The organism is Xanthomonas sp. NCPPB 1067 (assembly GCF_020783795.1).
Classification (GTDB): domain Bacteria; phylum Pseudomonadota; class Gammaproteobacteria; order Xanthomonadales; family Xanthomonadaceae; genus Xanthomonas; species Xanthomonas melonis.
The window spans coordinates 134,527-150,681 of the sequence record NZ_JAJGQG010000008.1; the positions used below are offsets into that span (position 1 = coordinate 134,527).

General features: G+C 67.0%; 12 protein-coding genes and 1 other RNA gene. 3 read left to right on the top strand and 10 right to left on the bottom strand.

Annotated elements, in window-relative coordinates; translation table 11 throughout:
• Positions 1 to 115: 115 nt before the first annotated feature.
• Positions 116 to 1,507: an NAD-dependent succinate-semialdehyde dehydrogenase gene (locus LL962_RS08925; RefSeq protein WP_425509942.1), complete on the bottom strand. Its 1,392-nt coding sequence runs from the start codon at positions 1,505 to 1,507 to the stop codon at positions 116 to 118.
• Between the two features lie 236 nt (positions 1,508 to 1,743).
• On the opposite strand from LL962_RS08925, the gene LL962_RS08930 reads away from it, so the two are divergent.
• A complete protein-coding gene (locus tag LL962_RS08930; protein WP_228316639.1) occupies positions 1,744 to 2,154 on the top strand; it encodes a hypothetical protein in 411 nt (136 codons plus the stop codon).
• Positions 2,155 to 2,307: 153 nt separating this feature from the next.
• Here the strand turns inward: LL962_RS08930 and LL962_RS08935 are convergent, their stop codons facing one another.
• The 9 genes from LL962_RS08935 to LL962_RS08975 form a co-directional block, all read right to left on the bottom strand.
• Positions 2,308 to 3,156: an ABC transporter permease subunit gene (locus LL962_RS08935; protein WP_228316640.1), complete on the bottom strand. Its 849-nt coding sequence runs from the start codon at positions 3,154 to 3,156 to the stop codon at positions 2,308 to 2,310.
• A complete protein-coding gene (locus LL962_RS08940) occupies positions 3,153 to 4,064 on the bottom strand; it encodes an ABC transporter permease subunit (RefSeq protein ID WP_228316641.1) in 912 nt (303 codons plus the stop codon). The genes LL962_RS08935 and LL962_RS08940 overlap by 4 nt, the downstream gene beginning before the upstream one ends.
• A non-coding RNA gene (locus LL962_RS08945) (sX9 sRNA) lies at positions 4,056 to 4,131 on the bottom strand. The genes LL962_RS08940 and LL962_RS08945 overlap by 9 nt, the downstream gene beginning before the upstream one ends.
• Before the next feature lie 61 nt (positions 4,132 to 4,192).
• Positions 4,193 to 5,323 carry an ABC transporter ATP-binding protein gene (locus LL962_RS08950; RefSeq protein WP_228316642.1) on the bottom strand — a complete coding sequence of 377 codons (1,131 nt, stop codon included), beginning with the start codon at positions 5,321 to 5,323 and terminating at the stop codon, positions 4,193 to 4,195.
• A 172-nt stretch (positions 5,324 to 5,495) separates the two neighbouring features.
• Positions 5,496 to 6,986, bottom strand: coding sequence for an efflux transporter outer membrane subunit (locus tag LL962_RS08955; RefSeq protein ID WP_228316643.1), 1,491 nt, complete (start codon positions 6,984 to 6,986; stop codon positions 5,496 to 5,498).
• 4 nt (positions 6,987 to 6,990) lie between these two features.
• Positions 6,991 to 8,577, bottom strand: a complete 1,587-nt coding sequence (locus tag LL962_RS08960; protein WP_104586882.1) for an MDR family MFS transporter — start codon at positions 8,575 to 8,577, stop codon at positions 6,991 to 6,993.
• Positions 8,574 to 9,764, bottom strand: a complete 1,191-nt coding sequence (locus LL962_RS08965) for an HlyD family secretion protein (RefSeq protein WP_228316644.1) — start codon at positions 9,762 to 9,764, stop codon at positions 8,574 to 8,576. Before LL962_RS08965 ends, LL962_RS08960 begins: the two co-directional genes overlap by 4 nt.
• Positions 9,765 to 10,086: 322 nt before the next feature.
• Complete coding sequence (locus LL962_RS08970) at positions 10,087 to 11,202, bottom strand: polyamine ABC transporter substrate-binding protein (RefSeq protein WP_228316645.1); 1,116 nt, start codon at positions 11,200 to 11,202, stop codon at positions 10,087 to 10,089.
• Between the two features lie 452 nt (positions 11,203 to 11,654).
• Positions 11,655 to 13,040: a glutamine synthetase family protein gene (locus tag LL962_RS08975; RefSeq protein WP_228316646.1), complete on the bottom strand. Its 1,386-nt coding sequence runs from the start codon at positions 13,038 to 13,040 to the stop codon at positions 11,655 to 11,657.
• A 385-nt stretch (positions 13,041 to 13,425) separates the two neighbouring features.
• Between LL962_RS08975 and LL962_RS08980 the strand changes: the two genes are divergently transcribed.
• A complete protein-coding gene (locus LL962_RS08980) occupies positions 13,426 to 14,805 on the top strand; it encodes a glutamine synthetase family protein (RefSeq protein ID WP_228316647.1) in 1,380 nt (459 codons plus the stop codon).
• Positions 14,805 to 16,115: an NAD(P)/FAD-dependent oxidoreductase gene (locus tag LL962_RS08985; RefSeq protein ID WP_228316648.1), complete on the top strand. Its 1,311-nt coding sequence runs from the start codon at positions 14,805 to 14,807 to the stop codon at positions 16,113 to 16,115. The genes LL962_RS08980 and LL962_RS08985 overlap by 1 nt, the downstream gene beginning before the upstream one ends.
• The last annotated feature ends 40 nt before the right edge of the window (positions 16,116 to 16,155 follow it).

A 16,155-nucleotide genomic window follows, 5' to 3' on the forward strand; every position in this document is an offset into this window, starting at 1 on the left:
AGCCAAGCAGCGCCTCATGCGCCCCTCATCCGCCCTCCGGGCACCTTCTCCCGGCAGGAGAAGGAAGCGCACTGGCCTTTGCGAATCCCGAATCCCGAATCACCAATCCCGGCCCTCAAGCCACATAGATCGTCTTGATGTTCATGAACTCATGAATGCCGTGGTCGGCCAGTTCGCGGCCGAAGCCCGAGCGCTTGATGCCGCCGAACGGTAGGCGTACGTCGCTCTTGACCACGGAGTTGACGAAGGCGGCGCCGCATTGCAGTCGCTGGGCCACGCGCTCGCCGCGCCCGGCATCCGCGGTCCAGACGCTGCCCCCCAGGCCGAAGCTGGTGTCGTTGGCCACGCGCACCGCTTCTGCTTCGTCGGCAACGCGGATGATCGACGCCACCGGGCCGAAGAATTCCTCCTCGTACGCCGGCATGCCCGGCGCGACGTGGTCGAGGATCGTGGCCGGATACCCTGCATGCGAGCCGGCCACCGGTTCGCCGCCCAGCAATACCTTGGCGCCCTTCTCCACACTGGCCTGTACCTGCTTGTGCAATTCGTCGCGTAGGTCGGCCCGCGCCATCGGTGCCAGGGTGGTGCTTTCCTGCTGTGGATCGCCAACCACGCGCCGAGATGCCGCGGCGACGAAGCGTTCGATGAAGCGGTCGGCGATGGCGTCCACCACGATGAAACGCTTGGCCGCGATGCAGGTCTGCCCGCTGTTGTCGAAGCGCGAGCTCACCGCCGAGTCCACCGTGTGCTCCAGCTGCGCATCGTCGAGCACGATGAAGGCATCGCTGCCACCCAGTTCCATCACGCACTTCTTCAGTTGATCGCCGGCATTGGCGGCGAGCGAGCGTCCCGCGCGCTCGCTGCCAGTCAAGGTCACCGCGGCGATGCGCTCGTCGCGCAGGACGTCCGCGGCCTGATCGTTATCGATATGCAGGACATCGAACACGCCTGGCGGAATACCGGCCGCATCCAGCACGTCCTTCATTGCATCGGCGCAGCGCGGGACATTGCTGGCGTGCTTGAGCAGGGCGACGTTGCCGGCCATCAAACCGGGGGCCAGGAACCGGAATGCCTGCCACAACGGAAAATTCCACGGCATCACCGCGAACACGCAGCCCAGTGGCTCGTAGCGTACGTAACTCGATTGTGCTTCGGTGGGAATCTGGCGCGGCGCCAGGTAGTCGGCCGCGTGCTCGGCATAGTACGAGCAGGCCTGCGCGCACTTGTCCACCTCGGCCAGGGCTTCGGCGCGCAGTTTGCCCATCTCCGCAGTCATGATGCGCTGCAGGTCTTCGCGCCGCCGGGTCAGCTCTTCTCCTACACGGCGCAGCAGCGCGCCGCGCTCGGCCAGCGGCAAGGCCGCCCAGGCGGGGAATGCCTGCGCCGACGCGGCCAGGCGCGCTTCGATGCCCGCAGCGTCCAGGGTGTGCTGGGTGTGCTCGACCTGGCCGGTGGCCGGGTTCACGGTGTCGTAGGACATGGCGGTCTCCAGTAGCAAGGCCGCCATGCTAGTCGCCGGAAAGTTGCAGCCGCGTCACAACCGCCTGAAATCGGTGCAACGCTGTGTTTGTCGGCGCCGCAGCGCGCGGCCGCACCTCCAGCGTGCAACGCGAGCCTCATGGGCATCCGGATGCCACTTCCAGGACGACGTCACCGAGCGAGGCCAGACCTATCCATGTTCCGACCATGCAAAGTGTTCTAGCATCGCGCTATCGGCAGATCCATTCATGGAAGTCCACCACGATGCGCCGGAATCTCGTTGCCCTGGTCGTCCTTGGCACCAGCACCTACCTGCCTGGATGCGCCTTCGTTCAGGACCTCTTGCGGGGCCCGCGGCCCGGCCCGGCCGGGTTTGTGACGGTCAGCTGTACCAGCCTGCAGCCGGATCCCGGACACCCCTGCGAGGAAGAGGCACAGCGTGCCTGCGCGGACACCGCGATCCGCCAACTCATCGCTGCGCGTTCGTCGCCGAACATGGTCGCGCTCTTTCCCGAAAAGCGAAAGTCCAAGGACGACGACAAGAACAATCGTAAGGACCGCGCCGACGAGCAACCCGGATTCGAGCAGCACGGCTACGCCATCAGGGCCGAGTATCAGTGCTACCTGGCCAAACCGCAGCCCTGGGACAACGGCTATACGCCACCCGCCAAGTAGGCGCCGCCGATCGAATGGTCGCGCTCATCGGCCGGCAAGCACAGTCGGCATTCGGAACCGACCTGCCGCCTTCGTGCATGCCGGTGGCTCAGGCACTGCGTCCATCTGGTGGCCGACTGCCGGAGTGCATTCGGTGCCCCAAGGCTGGCGCGCTCAGCCAATGGCTTGTTGCGCCAGTTGCGCATCGCGCAGGCGGCGTTTTTCGCTGCGCGCCAGCAGCCACCAGCCGATCACCGCTGCGATCGAGACCGCCAGCACCATGACTGTGGCCAGCGCATTGATCTTGGGGCTGATGCCCAGCCGCACCGAGGCGAACACCTTGATCGGCAGTGTGGTGGAACTGGGCCCGGCCAGGAAACTGGCGATCACCACGTCGTCCAGCGACAGCGTGAATGCCAGCAGCCAGCCCGAGGCCAGGGCCGGTGCGATGATCGGCAAGGTGATCAGGAAGAACACCTTCAGCGGGGTGGCGCCCAGATCCATCGCCGCCTCTTCGAGCGAGCGATCCAGTTCCCGCAGCCGCGAAGAGATCACCACCGTCACGAACGACACGGTGAAGGTGACATGCGCCACCCAGATCGCCACCGCACCGCGCGGGGCGATGCCGAGCACGCCACCCATCGCGACCAGCAGCAACAGGGTCGACAGGCCGATGATCACCTCCGGCATCACCAGCGGCGCGGTGATCAGCGCGCCGAACAGCGTTTTTCCCGGGAACCGACGCAGACGCACCATCGCCATCGCCGCCAGCGTACCCAGCACCGTCGCCGCGCATGCGGTCCAGAACGCCACTTCCAGGCTGACCCAGGCCGCGTCCAGCAACTGCCGGTCGCGCAGTAGCTCGCCGTACCAGCGGGTGGAAAAGCCGCCCCACACCGTGGCCAGACGCGAGCCGTTGAACGAGTAGACCATCAGCAACAGGATCGGCAGATACAAGAATCCGAACCCCAGGGCGAGGATGCCGCCCCCCAGTACGCGCCCGCTGCGCGAGGCGCGCATCATGTCAGCCGCCCTTCCAGCTCGCGCTGCTGGTAGCGGTGGAAGATCACGATCGGCACCAGCAATACCGACAGCATGACGGTAGCCACCGCCGCCGCCACCGGCCAGTCGCGGTTGTTGAAGAACTCGCCCCACAACACACGACCGATCATCAAGGTATCCGGGCCGCCAAGCATTTCCGGAATGACGAACTCGCCTACCGCCGGAATCATCACCAGCATGCAGCCGGCCACGATGCCGTTGCGCGACAGCGGCAAGGTGATGCGCACGAACGCCTGCCACGGCCGCGCGCCCAGGTCGTAGGCCGCCTCCAGCAGGCGGCGATCGTGCTTGACCAGGTTGGCGTACAGCGGCAGCACCATGAAGGGCAGATAGCAGTACACGATGCCGATATAGGCCGCGACCGGCGTGTACAGCAACTGCAGGGGCTGTTCGATCACGCCGGTTGCCAGCAACGCCCGGTTGAGCAGGCCAGTGCCATCGAGAATGCCGATCCAGGCGTAGACGCGGATCAGGAACGATGTCCACGACGGCAGCACCACCAGCATCATCGCCACGTTGCGCGTGGCCGGCGGCAGGCGCGCGATCACATACGCCATCGGGTAGCCGATCAGCAACGCCAGCGCGGTGGAGATGGCCGCGATCCTGATCGAACTCAGGTAGGCGGCCACGTACTGGCTGTCGCGCAGCAACGCCAGGTAGTTGCCCAGGTGCAGCTTGACGCTGAGCGCACCGTCGGCCGCGTACGCGAACAACGGCGTGTACGGCGGCATCGCGGTGACGCGCTCGGCGAAGGAGATCTTCAGCACGATCAGGAACGGGACCGCGAAGAACACCAGCAGCCACAGATACGGTGCGGCGATCACGCCCCAGCGCGCACCCGGCAACCCGCGGCGGAGAGTGGTTAGCAAAACGTAGCGAGCAGTCGCCAGGGGGGTGCGGACGGCGCGGAGGAACCGCAGTGTACGGTTGGTACATGAGGATTCCGAGCACCGGCTGCGCCCTTCTGGCGGCTGCGCAGTAGTTTTGCTGGCCGCTCTCATGCGGTGAGCACCACGCCGTCGTCTTCGCCCCACTCCACCCAGACCGCATCGCCCCAGCGCAGCGCCTCGCTGGCCCAGCGCTGGCGATTGGCGACATGGACCATCAGCTTGATGCCGCTGGGCAGACGCACGTGGTACACCGAATGGCTGCCGACATAGGCGATGTCCTCGATCGCGCCCTGCGCCTTGTTGCAGGGCTGCAGCGGCTCCTCCTTGGCGATGGCGAGCTTTTCGGGACGCAGCGCGAATGCCACCGCCTGACCTTCGAAACCGGTGATGCCATGGCCGATGCGGATGGGGGCGGCGAATGCGGGCGTCTGCAGGACGACGTGATCCGGCGCATGGTTGGCGATCACTGCATCGATCAGGTTGACCGACCCGATGAACTCGGCCGCAAAGCGGTTGGCCGGCTGTTCGTAGATTTCGTCCGGCGTGCCGACCTGCCGGATCCAGCCCTGGTCCATCAACGCGATGCGCGTGGCCATGGTCATCGCCTCTTCCTGGTCGTGGGTGACCATCACGCAGGTGACGCCGGAGCTTTCGATGATAGTGACCAGCTCCAGCTGCATCTGCGCACGCAGCTTCTTGTCCAGCGCGCCCATCGGCTCGTCCAGCAACAGCAGCTTGGGTCGCTTGGCCAGCGAGCGCGCCAGTGCCACCCGCTGCTGCTGGCCGCCGGACAGCTGATGCGGCTTGCGCCGTGCCAATGCCCCCAGTTGCACCAGCTCCAGCATTTCGCCGACGCGCGCAGCGATGGCAGCCTTCGGCAACGCTTCCTGCTTCAGACCGAATGCGATGTTCTGCTCCACGCTCATATGCGGAAACAGCGCGTACGACTGGAACATCATGTTGATCGGCCGCTCGTAGGGCGGCAGCGCGTCGATGCGCTGACCATCGAGTGCGATGCGCCCGCTGGTGGGACGCTCGAAACCGGCCAGGCAGCGCAACAAGGTGGATTTGCCGCTGCCCGACCCGCCCAGCAGCGCGAAAATCTCGCCCTTGCGGATCTGCAGGCTGACATCGTCCACCGCGACGACGCCGTCGAACTCCTTGCGCACCGTATCGATGGACAGGTAGCTGGCATCCACAGGGCTGGAAGGTGACGACATGGCCTCGGGCAGTGACATGGGTGCTCTTCGATTGCGGCAGAGGCAGGCGCCCTGCACGGAGTCTGCGCGCCATCATGACAGAGCCGGGGTCGGCTGCAGTGTCCGCTGTCCGAGTACGGCGCGCGAGCAGCGTATCGCCTACCGCTATCGACGGCCAGACGCAACCGCGCGACGAGCGGCGGCCAGCGCCTCAGCGTCGCTCCTGCGACGCCTCGCTCCAGCCCAATCCCAGACTCTTCTGCAGGGCCACATAGTTCACCAGCAGCTGCACCTGCGCCTGGGCGGCGGCATCCTGTGCCGACAACTGCTGACGCTGCACGTCCAGCAGATCGATCGACGAGGTGGCACCGGCATCGCGGCGCTGCTGCATCAACCCGGCCGAGCGCGTGGCCGAGGCCTCGGCCTGACGCGCCACCACCAGCTGCTTGCGTGCCGAGCCGAACCGCGACAGCGCAGCATTGGCATCCTGCAAGGCGCCCAGCACGGCCGCCTCGTAGGCGGCCTCGCGCCCGGCATTGCCTGCGCGCGCCTGTTCCACCTGTGCACGCGTCTTGCCGAAATCGAAGATCGACCAGCGCAGCATCGGTACCGCCAGGATGGTCCGCGCGTCGGAATTGAAATCGCTCGGCGAACCGGCCACCCAGCTCAGGCCGCCCAGCAGGGTCACCTGCGGGAAGTAGCCATTCAGCGCCTCACCGATCTGGGCACTGGAGGCGGCCAGCTCGCGCTCGGCCTTGCGCACGTCCGGGCGACGGCGGATCAGCGCGCCGGCATCGTCCACATGCACCTGGGTCGGCAGCATCGGCAGCGGCTGGGGTGCGCTCAGCTGTGCATCCAGCGCGCCGGGCTCGCGACCGACCATCAAGGCCAGTTGATCCAGCGCTTCCTGCGCCTGCATCTCCAGCGGCAGGCGCTGTGCCTGCTGCTGCTGCACCTGGGTGGCGATCTGCTCGACCTGCAGATCCGACGCCGCGCCCTGGGTCCGGCGTTGCTGCATCAACTGCAGCGATTGGCGGATCTTGTCCAGGTTGTTATCGGCGATCGCCAGCCGCGCCTGCAACCCGCGGTAGTTGAGGTACACCTGCCCCACTTCGGCGGCCAGCTGCACCTGCGCGTCGGCCAATTCGGCTTCGGACGCCTGCGCCTGGGCCAATGCGCCTTCGGCGGCGCGGCGGCGGCGGCCGAACAAATCCAGCTCCCAACTGGCATCGAAGCCGGCGCTGTAGATCTCGGTCTTTTCCAGATCCAGCGCCTGGCTGTCTTGCGCGGGCGGCTGCCCCTGCTGACCGTTCTGCAGGCCACCCAGCGTGTCCACGATGGACTGCGGCGGTTCGGCATATGCATACACCGCGCTGGCATTGAGCTTGGGAAGGCGTTCGGCGCGACGCTGACGGGCCAGGGCACGATTGGCGCGCAGCCGTGCCTGCGCGGCGCGCAGGTTGGGGCTGTCGGCCAGCGCCTGGGTCACCAGTTGGGTCAGGGTCGGATCGTGCAGCTCTTCCCACCAGTGGTTCAACGGTGCAGCAGCCACCACCTCGGCGCCGCTGGCGCGGTGCAGGGCCGGCGCCTGCATGGCCGCGTCGGCGACGGCCGGTGCCTTGGTGTAATTGGGGCCGAGCATGCAGCCGCCTAGGACGACGGCGCTCAACGCCGCGGCCAGCGGCATGCGGAGCAGGCGCATGGAATCAATGCATCGCAAGGTGCGTCCCCTTCGGTAACGGCTTGAGCAAAAAGGCCAGCGGGATCGTGCACACCACGATCATGCCGAAGATCCAGAACAGATCGCTATACGTCATCACCAGCGCCTGCTGTTGCACCACGCGCGCAAACTGCGCGACCGAGCGGATCGCCGCCTCGCCGCCCGCGCTGCCCTGCATCTGCGCGCTCAGGCCGGCCAGCGCTTCCTGTGCACGCGGGGCGTTGGCGGTGATCGAGCTGCCGATGGTCTCGGTGTGGAAGGTCATGCGGCGCTCCTGGAAGGTGGAGATCAGCGCCAGGCCCACCGAACCACCCAGGTTGCGGCCGGCGTTGAACAGGCCCGATGCGTCACCGGCCAGTTCCGGCGGCACCGAGGAGATCGCGGCCTGGTTGAGCGACATCATCGCCAACGCCAGCCCGCAGCCCTGCAGCAGCTGTCCTGCGACGAAATGCATGCCCACCGTGTCGGCGGTCAGCTCCAGATTGACGAAGCAGGCGGCAGCGAAGCACAGCAGCCCGGCGATCACCAGGATGCGTACATCCACCACGTCCAGCAGCTTGGGCATCATCGGCATCAGCAGCACGGTCGGCAGCCCGGACAGCAGCAGCACGTAGCCGGCCTGCTCGGTGTTGTAGCCGGAGATCACCGCCAGGAACTGCGGAATCATGTACATCACGCCGAACAGGATCATGCCAACCGCCATGATCATGATGAACACCGCGCCGAAGCTGCGATGCAATAGCAGCGACAGGTGGATCACCGGCGCGCGCTTGCGGAACTGGCCGACCACCAGCGCGATGAAGCCGCTCAGCGCGATCAGGCTCAGCGTGTTGATCTCGCTGGATTCGAACCAGCGCTCGCGCTGGCCTTCCTCGAGCACCACGGTGAGCCCGCCCAAGCCGGCGGTGAGCCCGTAGATGCCCAGCCAATCGGCGTCGAGCAGGCCGGCCCAATCGCCTTTCTCGTGTTCCAGCCCCAGCAGCAACAGTGCCACCAGGCCCGCGCAGATCGGCACGTTGATGAAGAACGCGTAGTGCCAGCTGACGTTCTCGGTCAGCCAGCCGCCCAGCAACGGCCCGATCACCGGGCCCATGATCACGGTCATGCCGAACAAGGCGGTGCCCATGGTCTGCTGGCTGGGTGGCAGGCGGGTAGCCACGATGGTGAGCGCGGTGGGAATCAGCGCGCCACCGGCCAGGCCCTGCCCCACCCGCCCGATGATCATCATGGTCAGCGTGGTCGACAACCCGCAGACCACCGAAAAGGCGGTGAACATCACCGCGCAGATCAACAGGAAGTTGCGCAGGCCCAGCGTGCGCACGAACCAGCCGGTCAACGGGATCATGATGATCTCGGCAACCAGGTAGGCGGTGGAGATCCAGGTGCCTTCGGTGCCGCTGGCGCCGACCTCGCCCTGGATGGTGGGCAGGGCCGCATTGACGATGGAGATGTCCAGCGTGGCCATGAACGAGCCGATGGTGCCGGCCAGCACCGCCAGCCATGCGCTCATATCGGCCTTTCCGCGGCCCACCCTGCCGCCGGCGCCATCGCCGGTGGCGGCCGCTGCGTTCATCGCGCGTGCTCCTGCTCCTGCACGCGCTCGGACTCCTCTTCGGCGCGCTGCTTGGTGTCCTTGGCCGAGCGGGTGTCGACGGTCACCTCCACCGACATGCCCGGCACCAGTACCTTGCGTGCCTCCTCGCCGGCCAGCACGCGGATGCGTACCGGCACGCGCTGCACAACCTTGGTGAAGTTGCCGGTGGCATTCTCCGGCGGCAGCAGCGCGAACTGCGAGCCGGTGCCCGGAGACAGGCTTTCCACCTGACCGTGCAGCTTCACACCCGACAGCGCGTCGACCTCGATCTCGGCCGGTTGGCCCGGGCGCATCAGGCCGACCTGGGTTTCCTTGAAGTTGGCGACCAGGTACAGCGATTGCTGCGGCACGATGGTCATGGTGCGGGTACCGGCGGCAAGGAACTGCCCTTCCTGTACGGTCTTGTCGCCGACGCGGCCGCGGATCCGGCTGGTCAGGCGGGTGTCCTCCACCGCGACACGGGCCTGGTCGGCATCGGCCGTGGCCTGCTTCAGTCCGGCCTGCGCCTGCTCCAGCTGCGCGGTGCTGGCCTGGATCTGGCTCTGCGCGCCGGCGGCCTGCGCCTGCGCCGCATCGTACTGGGCGCGGGCGCGCGCCAGTTCGTGTTGCAGGCTTTCCTGGTGTTCGTGGGTGTCGGCGCCGGAGGCGGCCAACGGCGCGAAGCGCTTCACTTCGGCCTGGGCGAATTTCAGACTGGCGGCGGCCGCGCTGACCTGGGTGCGTGCCTGCACCAGCGCAGACTCCTGCGCGGCGACATTGGCGGTGGCGGCGGCGATATCGGCCTGGCGCGCGGCGATCGCCGCTTCGGCCTGTTGCAGGGTGGCCTGGTAGGTGCGGTCGTCGATCTGCAGCAGCGGCTGGCCGGCCTCCACGATCTGGTTGTCGCCCACCAGCACCTTGGTCACATAGCCGCTGACGCGCGGCGCCACCGCCACCGAGTCGGCCTGCAGGTAGGCATTGTTGGTGTCCTGCATGTAGCGGCCCTTGATCAGGTAATAGGCCAGCCAGATCGCCAGCAGCGCCAGCACCACCACGCCCACCAGGATCAGCGTCCATCTGACCTTGGGATTCTTCAACGGCGACGGCTTGGGCGGTGCTGCATCGTCGGTTTGCGCGCCGGTCGCGGGCGCATGGCCGTCATTGGACTGCTGATCGTGGTTGCTCAAGGGAAGCGTCCTGTGTGTCGTGGGCGTAGCGCGCGAGGGATGCCGCGACTGCGAATCCCGGAAGGCGGCGCAACCATACAATCATTTGAACTGCCCGGTACAGATTGTGTGACGACCCCGGTCAGCAGCCGCTTGGGTTTGCAGGACGCGGCACTGCGAGCGGCCGGGACGAATGCCCACCCGGCATGGGCAACGACCCGCATGCGCCGCGGCGGGGAGTGTGCTGAGGCCGCACGCACGTCACCACGCGGCCATTCGACGCGACCCGCCCGACCGGCGACCAGCGTGCCGCTTCGCCAATGCACAAAGCGCTTCACTCAGCTCAACGGCCGGTCTTGATCTCCGTCCATAGCCGCGTATACAAGCGGTCTACCTCGGGCGGATTGATCGCATAGGTGAACATCTTTGCGGTGACCTCCGGCGGCGGGTAGATGGTGGGGTCGTTGCGGATCGCCGCATCCACCAGCGGCGTGGCGGTGCGCACCGGGTTGGCGTAGTGGATGAAGTTGGTGTTGGCCGCGGCCACGTCGGGCGCGAGCAGATAATTGATGAAGGCGTAGGCGTTTTCCGGATGCCTGGCATCCTTGGGAATGGCCAGCATGTCGAACCACTGCGGGGCGCCTTCCTTCGGGATGGCGTAGGCCACCTTGATGGTGTTGCCGGCTTCCACTGCGCGATCGCGCGCCTGGATGATGTCGCCTGACCAGCCCACCGCCAGACAGGTATTGCCGTTGGCCAACGCGCTCACGTACTGGCTGGAGTGGAAGTTCTGTACATACGGGCGGATGGTCTTGATCAGGGCGGCGGCCTTCTCGATCTCTGCCGGCGCGGTGCTGTGCGGATCCAGTCCGAGGTAGTTCAGCGCGATCGGAAGCATGTCCGAGGGCGTGTCCAGGATGGTCACGCCGCAGTCCTTGAGTCTGGACAGATTCTCCGGCTTGAATACCAGATCCCAGCTGTTGGCCACGTCGGTGGTGCCGAAGATCGCCTTGAGCTTGTCGACGTTGTAGCCGATACCGGTGGTGCCGATCATGTAGGGCACGCCGTAGGCATTGCCCGGGTCCTGCGCCGCGATGCGGCGCATCACGTCCGGATCGAGATTGGCCAGGTTGGGAATCTTGCGCTTGTCCAGCGGCAGGAACACACCGGCCTGGATCTGCCGGCCGAAGAAGTTGAGCGTGGGCACCACCACATCGTAGTCGCTGCCGCCGGCCAGCAACTTGGCTTCCACCATTTCGTCGCTGTCGAACACATCGTAGGTGACCTTGATGCCGGTGCTCTTCTCGAAGGCCGGAATGGTGTCTTCGGCGATGTAGTCGGAATAGTTGTAGACGTTGAGGACCTTGGCCTGCGCATCCGCGTCGCCTTGCGCGTCACGACGGCCACAGCCGGACAACAGGGTGATGGACAGCAACAGGGCGAGCAATCGCAGCGTCATACGGATCTCCAGAGCGGCGGGGCGGTGCGGCCGGCATGCGGCCCATCGTCCAGCCTACGCATGGCGCACGGGTTTGCCCAGCATGGTTCGTGCGGCGGGCAGGCGCGCCGTGTGTGCCGGGGGCGGAAGCGTGCATGCGGCTGGCGCAACGATCGCACCGTCGCGCCATCACCGCCATCGACTGCGCGCGCCTTGCGTAACGGCCCGGCGCTGCGCCAGAGACGGGGCACGCTGCGTCCGCGCGGTGTCCACGCTGCCTTCGTCCTGCAGCAGGCGCAGGTTCTCCAATGCCACTGCCGTACACACCGGGTGCCGTGCCACTTGCGTCGCCCTCATCCGCCCTTCGGGCACCTTCTCCCGCCGGGAGAAGGAAACATCTCGCCACCTCCGCAGCCCGCACATCCTCCCGGCGGAAGAACGGAAACGCCTGGCACGGGTCTCGACCACAGCGCTCACACATTCAACAGCAAGAACTCCCGCTCCCACGAACTGATCACCCGGAAATACGTTTCGTACTCCTTTCGCTTCACCGAGATGTAAGCCCGCACGAACCGTGCGCCCAATAATTCCTGCAACGCCTCGCAGCCTTCCAGGCCATCCAGTGCTTCTCCCAACGATCTCGGCAAGTCGTAGCCCTGCTCTTTTCCGTTGCTGTCGATCGGTGGCGTCGGCTCCAGCTTCTCGCGGATGCCCAGCAGCCCGCAGGCCAATGTCGCCGCCATCGCCAGATACGGATTGGCGTCGGAGCCGGCGAAGCGGCTTTCCACCCGCATGTTCTGCGGCGCATCGATCGGCACCCGCAGCCCGCAGGTGCGGTTGTCGAAACCCCACAGCACATTGCTTGGCGATACTTCGCCGAACATCAGCCGCCGGTACGAATTGACGTTGGGCGCCAGCAGCCCCATCGCCAGCGGAATGTATTTCTGCAACCCGCCCAGATAATGCGCAAAGGTGTCGCTGAACCCGCCGTCGCGTTTGCCGCTGAACACATTCTTGCCGGTGCCGGCATGCAGCAGGCTCTGATGGATGTGCATCGCGCTGCCCGGCTCGGTTTCCATCGGCTTGGCCAGGAATGTCGCGTACACGCCATGCCGCAGCGCGGCCTCGCGCATGGTGCGTTTGAACAGGAACACCTGATCCGCACGCGACAGGGCGTCGGCATGGGTGAAATTGACTTCCAGTTGCGCCGCACCGGATTCGTGGATCAGGGTATCCACGTCCAGCTGCATGGCGTCGCAGTAGTCGTACATCAGGTCCAGGATGGGATCGAACTCGTTGACCGCGTCGATGGAATACGACTGCCGCGCGGTTTCCGGCCGACCTGAGCGCCCGGCGGGCGGCAGCAGCGGGAAATCCGGGTCGGTATTTTTCTGCACCAGGAAGAATTCCAGCTCCGGTGCCACCACCGGCTGCAACGCGACCTGCGCATACGCGTCCAGCACACGCCGCAGCACATTGCGCGGCGCCAGTTCGTGCGGCTCGCCGCCCTTGGTATAGCAGTCGTGGATGACCTGCGCGGTGGGGTCCGCGGCCCACGGCACCATGCGCACGGTGGAGGCATCCGGGCGCAGCTGCATGTCCGAGTCCGACGGCGAGGTCAGCGCGTAGTAATCGTCCGGGAAGTCGCCGGTGACGGTGGTGGCGAAGATGCCTTCCGGCAGCCGGGTGCCGTAGTCGTGCGAGAACTTGTCGGCCGGAATGATCTTGCCGCGGGCGTTGCCGGTGATGTCAGGCACCAGGCATTCGACTTCGGTGATATGGCGTTCCTTGAGCCAGCGCCGCAAGGCGCTTTCCGGCTGCTTGGGCGTGGCGATGCGCGAACGTGTGCGAAGCGACATACGACCTCACTGGCCGCGCTGGGCGGCATGATGGCGACAGGCCTGATCGACGTCCCCTGAGCGTATCAGGCACGTCGAACAGAGGCATCGGTCGTCAGCGGCAGCGCGGCGCCCGCCTGGTACGCCACTGACTGCCTCGCCCTGACCCCCCGGTGCATGACACGCGCCAAGATGGCACGGTAGAGCGCTGACTGTGTGACACGCGATATCGAATGCCCTCGCATGGCCGGCAGATCCGGGCCAGCGAAGACCAGGATCGGGCCGTCCGGTGTGGCAGATGCGTGCCAGTGTCCTCGCCTGCGACCATTGCCCGCAACACGATGCATCCCCTGCCCTGCTCACACCCGCTTTGCTAGGCTGGGCGGCGACTTTGCAGGTGGTGTCCATGGCTTCCGAGAACTCCGTTGCATCCCTGCCCGCTGCCGATGCCGCGACCCTGGCGCGCATTCCCGGATGCGTATCGGTGGATCTGGTGCTACCCGATACCAACGGTGTGCTGCGCGGCAAGCGCATTACCGCCGACGCGCTGGGCAAGGTGTATCGCGATGGCGTGTGCCTGCCGATGTCGCTGATCGCCACCGACATCACCGGTACGACCGTGGAAGAAACCGGGCTGGGGTATGCAATCGGCGATGCCGACCGCATCTGCCGGCCGATCGCCGGTTCGCTGCGGCCGGTGCCGTGGGCCCCGCAGCCGATGGCGCAGCTGCTGCTTGCGATGCACACCCCGGAGGGCCAGCTGTTCGAGGTGGCGCCGCGCGCGGTGCTGCAACGGGTGTTGGCCGGCTTCGCCGCGCTCGGCTTGACCCCGGTGATTGCGGTGGAGCTGGAGTTCTACCTGTTCGATGCGCTGCCCGATGCGCAGGGCCGCCCGCAGACGCCGCGCGACCCGGTCACCGGCATCCGCAGCGCCAGCACCCAGGTGTATGCGCTGCAGGACCTGGACGATCAGCGTGGCTTCACCGATGCGGTCACCGCCGCCTGCCGGCTGCAGGGCATTCCGGCCGACACCGCGGTGGCCGAGTACGCGCCTGGCCAGTTCGAGATCAACCTGCAGCATCGCGCCGATGCGCTGCTTGCCTGCGACGAGGCGATCCTGCTCAAGCGCACCATCAAGGCCATTGCGCAGCAGCAAGGCACGCTCGCCAGCTTCATGGCCAAGCCCGTTTCCGGCCAGGCCGGCAGCGGCCTGCATCTGCATGTAAGCCTGCTGGATGGCGAAGGCAACAACGTGCTGGCCGGCCCCGCGCACGCGCCCGCCGCACCGCTGCGGCATGCCCTTGCCGGACTGCAGCGGCACGCGGATGCCTGCCTGCTGCTGTTCGCCCCGCATGCCAACAGCTACCGCCGCTTTGTCAGCAATGCGTTCGTGCCGCTGGATGCCAGCTGGGGCGTCAACAACCGCACCGTGGCGCTGCGCATCCCGCATAGCGATGCGCGCAACACCCGTATCGAGCACCGCATCGCCGGCGCCGATGCCAATCCCTACCTGGTGGCCGCCGCGGTGCTGGCAGCCATGCTGGATGGGCTGCAACACCCCGGCGAGCCCACTGCCCCGGTGACCGGCAATGCCTACGCGCAATCGGTATTCCGGCCGCGCACCTGGCAGGGCGCGGTGGATGCCTTCCTGGCCAACGCGTTCATCGGCTCCCGGTTCGGCACGCAGTTCCAGCATGTGTTCGGCCAGCAGAAGCAACGCGAGTTGCTCGACTACCAGGCGCTGGTGCCGGACCTGGATTACGCCCGGTACCTGCGCACCGTGTGATGGACAGCCCGGCCGCAGCGTCCAGCGACACGCCAGGTAGCGGCTATCCGGACAGCTGGTACGCACGCAGCACGCCGGCCCTGCCCACCCAGCCGCGCCTGCAGGGCGATCGGCACGCCGACGTGTGCATCCTCGGGGCCGGCTACACCGGCCTGAGCGCCGCCCTGGCCCTGGCCGAAGCCGGCTACCGGGTGGTCGTGCTGGAGGCAAGGCGCATCGGCTCGGGCGCGTCCGGGCGCAATGGCGGCCAAGCCATCGTCGGCTATGGCTGCGAGCAGGAGACATTGGAAACGCTGGTCGGCGATGCCGATGCGAGGCTGCTGTTCGACTTCTCGCGCGAGGGCATGCAGTGGCTGCGCCAGCGCATCCAGCGCTACGCCATCGCCTGCGACTGGCGCGACGGGCACGCCCATGTGCCGTTGAAGCCGCGCCAGGTGCGCGCCCTGCAGCACGGCATCGTGCGCATGGCCGAGCGCTACGACTACCCGCTGGAATGGTGGGACCGCGCGCGTCTGCGGCAAGTGCTGGACAGCCCGCTGTACCTGGGCGCGATGTTCGATCCCGCCAGCGGCCACCTGCATCCGCTGGCCTACGCGCTCGGCCTGGCGCGCGCCGCGCTGGCCGCCGGCGTGCGCATCTTCGAAGATTCTGCGGTGACCCGGCTCAAGCACGGCGCCCAGGTCGTCATGCAGACCGCCCACGGCGACGTCACCGCAGACTTCGGAGTGATCGCGGGCAATGCCCTGCTGCATGGCGTCGCCCCGCAGCTGGAGCGGCGGATCATGCCGGTGGGCACTTATGTCGGCGCGACGCCGCCGCTGGGCGCGGCGCGCGCACGGGCACTGATCGGCAACGACATGGCGGTGGCCGATACCAACTGGGCGCTGGACTATTACCGCCTCAGCGCGGACCACCGGCTACTGTTCGGCGGGCGCGCCAGCTACTCTGCGCGCCCGCCGCTGCGGCTGCATGCGCTGATGACCCGGCGCATGCACACGGTGTTCCCGCAGCTGCGCGAGGTGTCGCTGGACACCGTCTGGGGCGGCTACGTGGACATCACCCGCAACCGCGCCCCGCACTGGGGCCGGCTCGCACCGAACCTGTATTTCGCACAAGGCTTCTCCGGCCACGGCGTCGCCGCGACCGGCCTGGCCGGCCAGGTGATCGCCGAAGCCATCGCCGGCCAGAGCCGGCGGCTGGACGTGTTCGCGCGCATCCCGCACCGGCCCTTCCCCGGCGGACAACGGCTGCGCGCCCCGTTGCTGGTGGCGGCCATGAGCTGGTACCGGCTGCGCGACGCACTGTGGTGACGACCGCCGCCGGCACCGTGCAGGCTGCGACAAGGCGCTC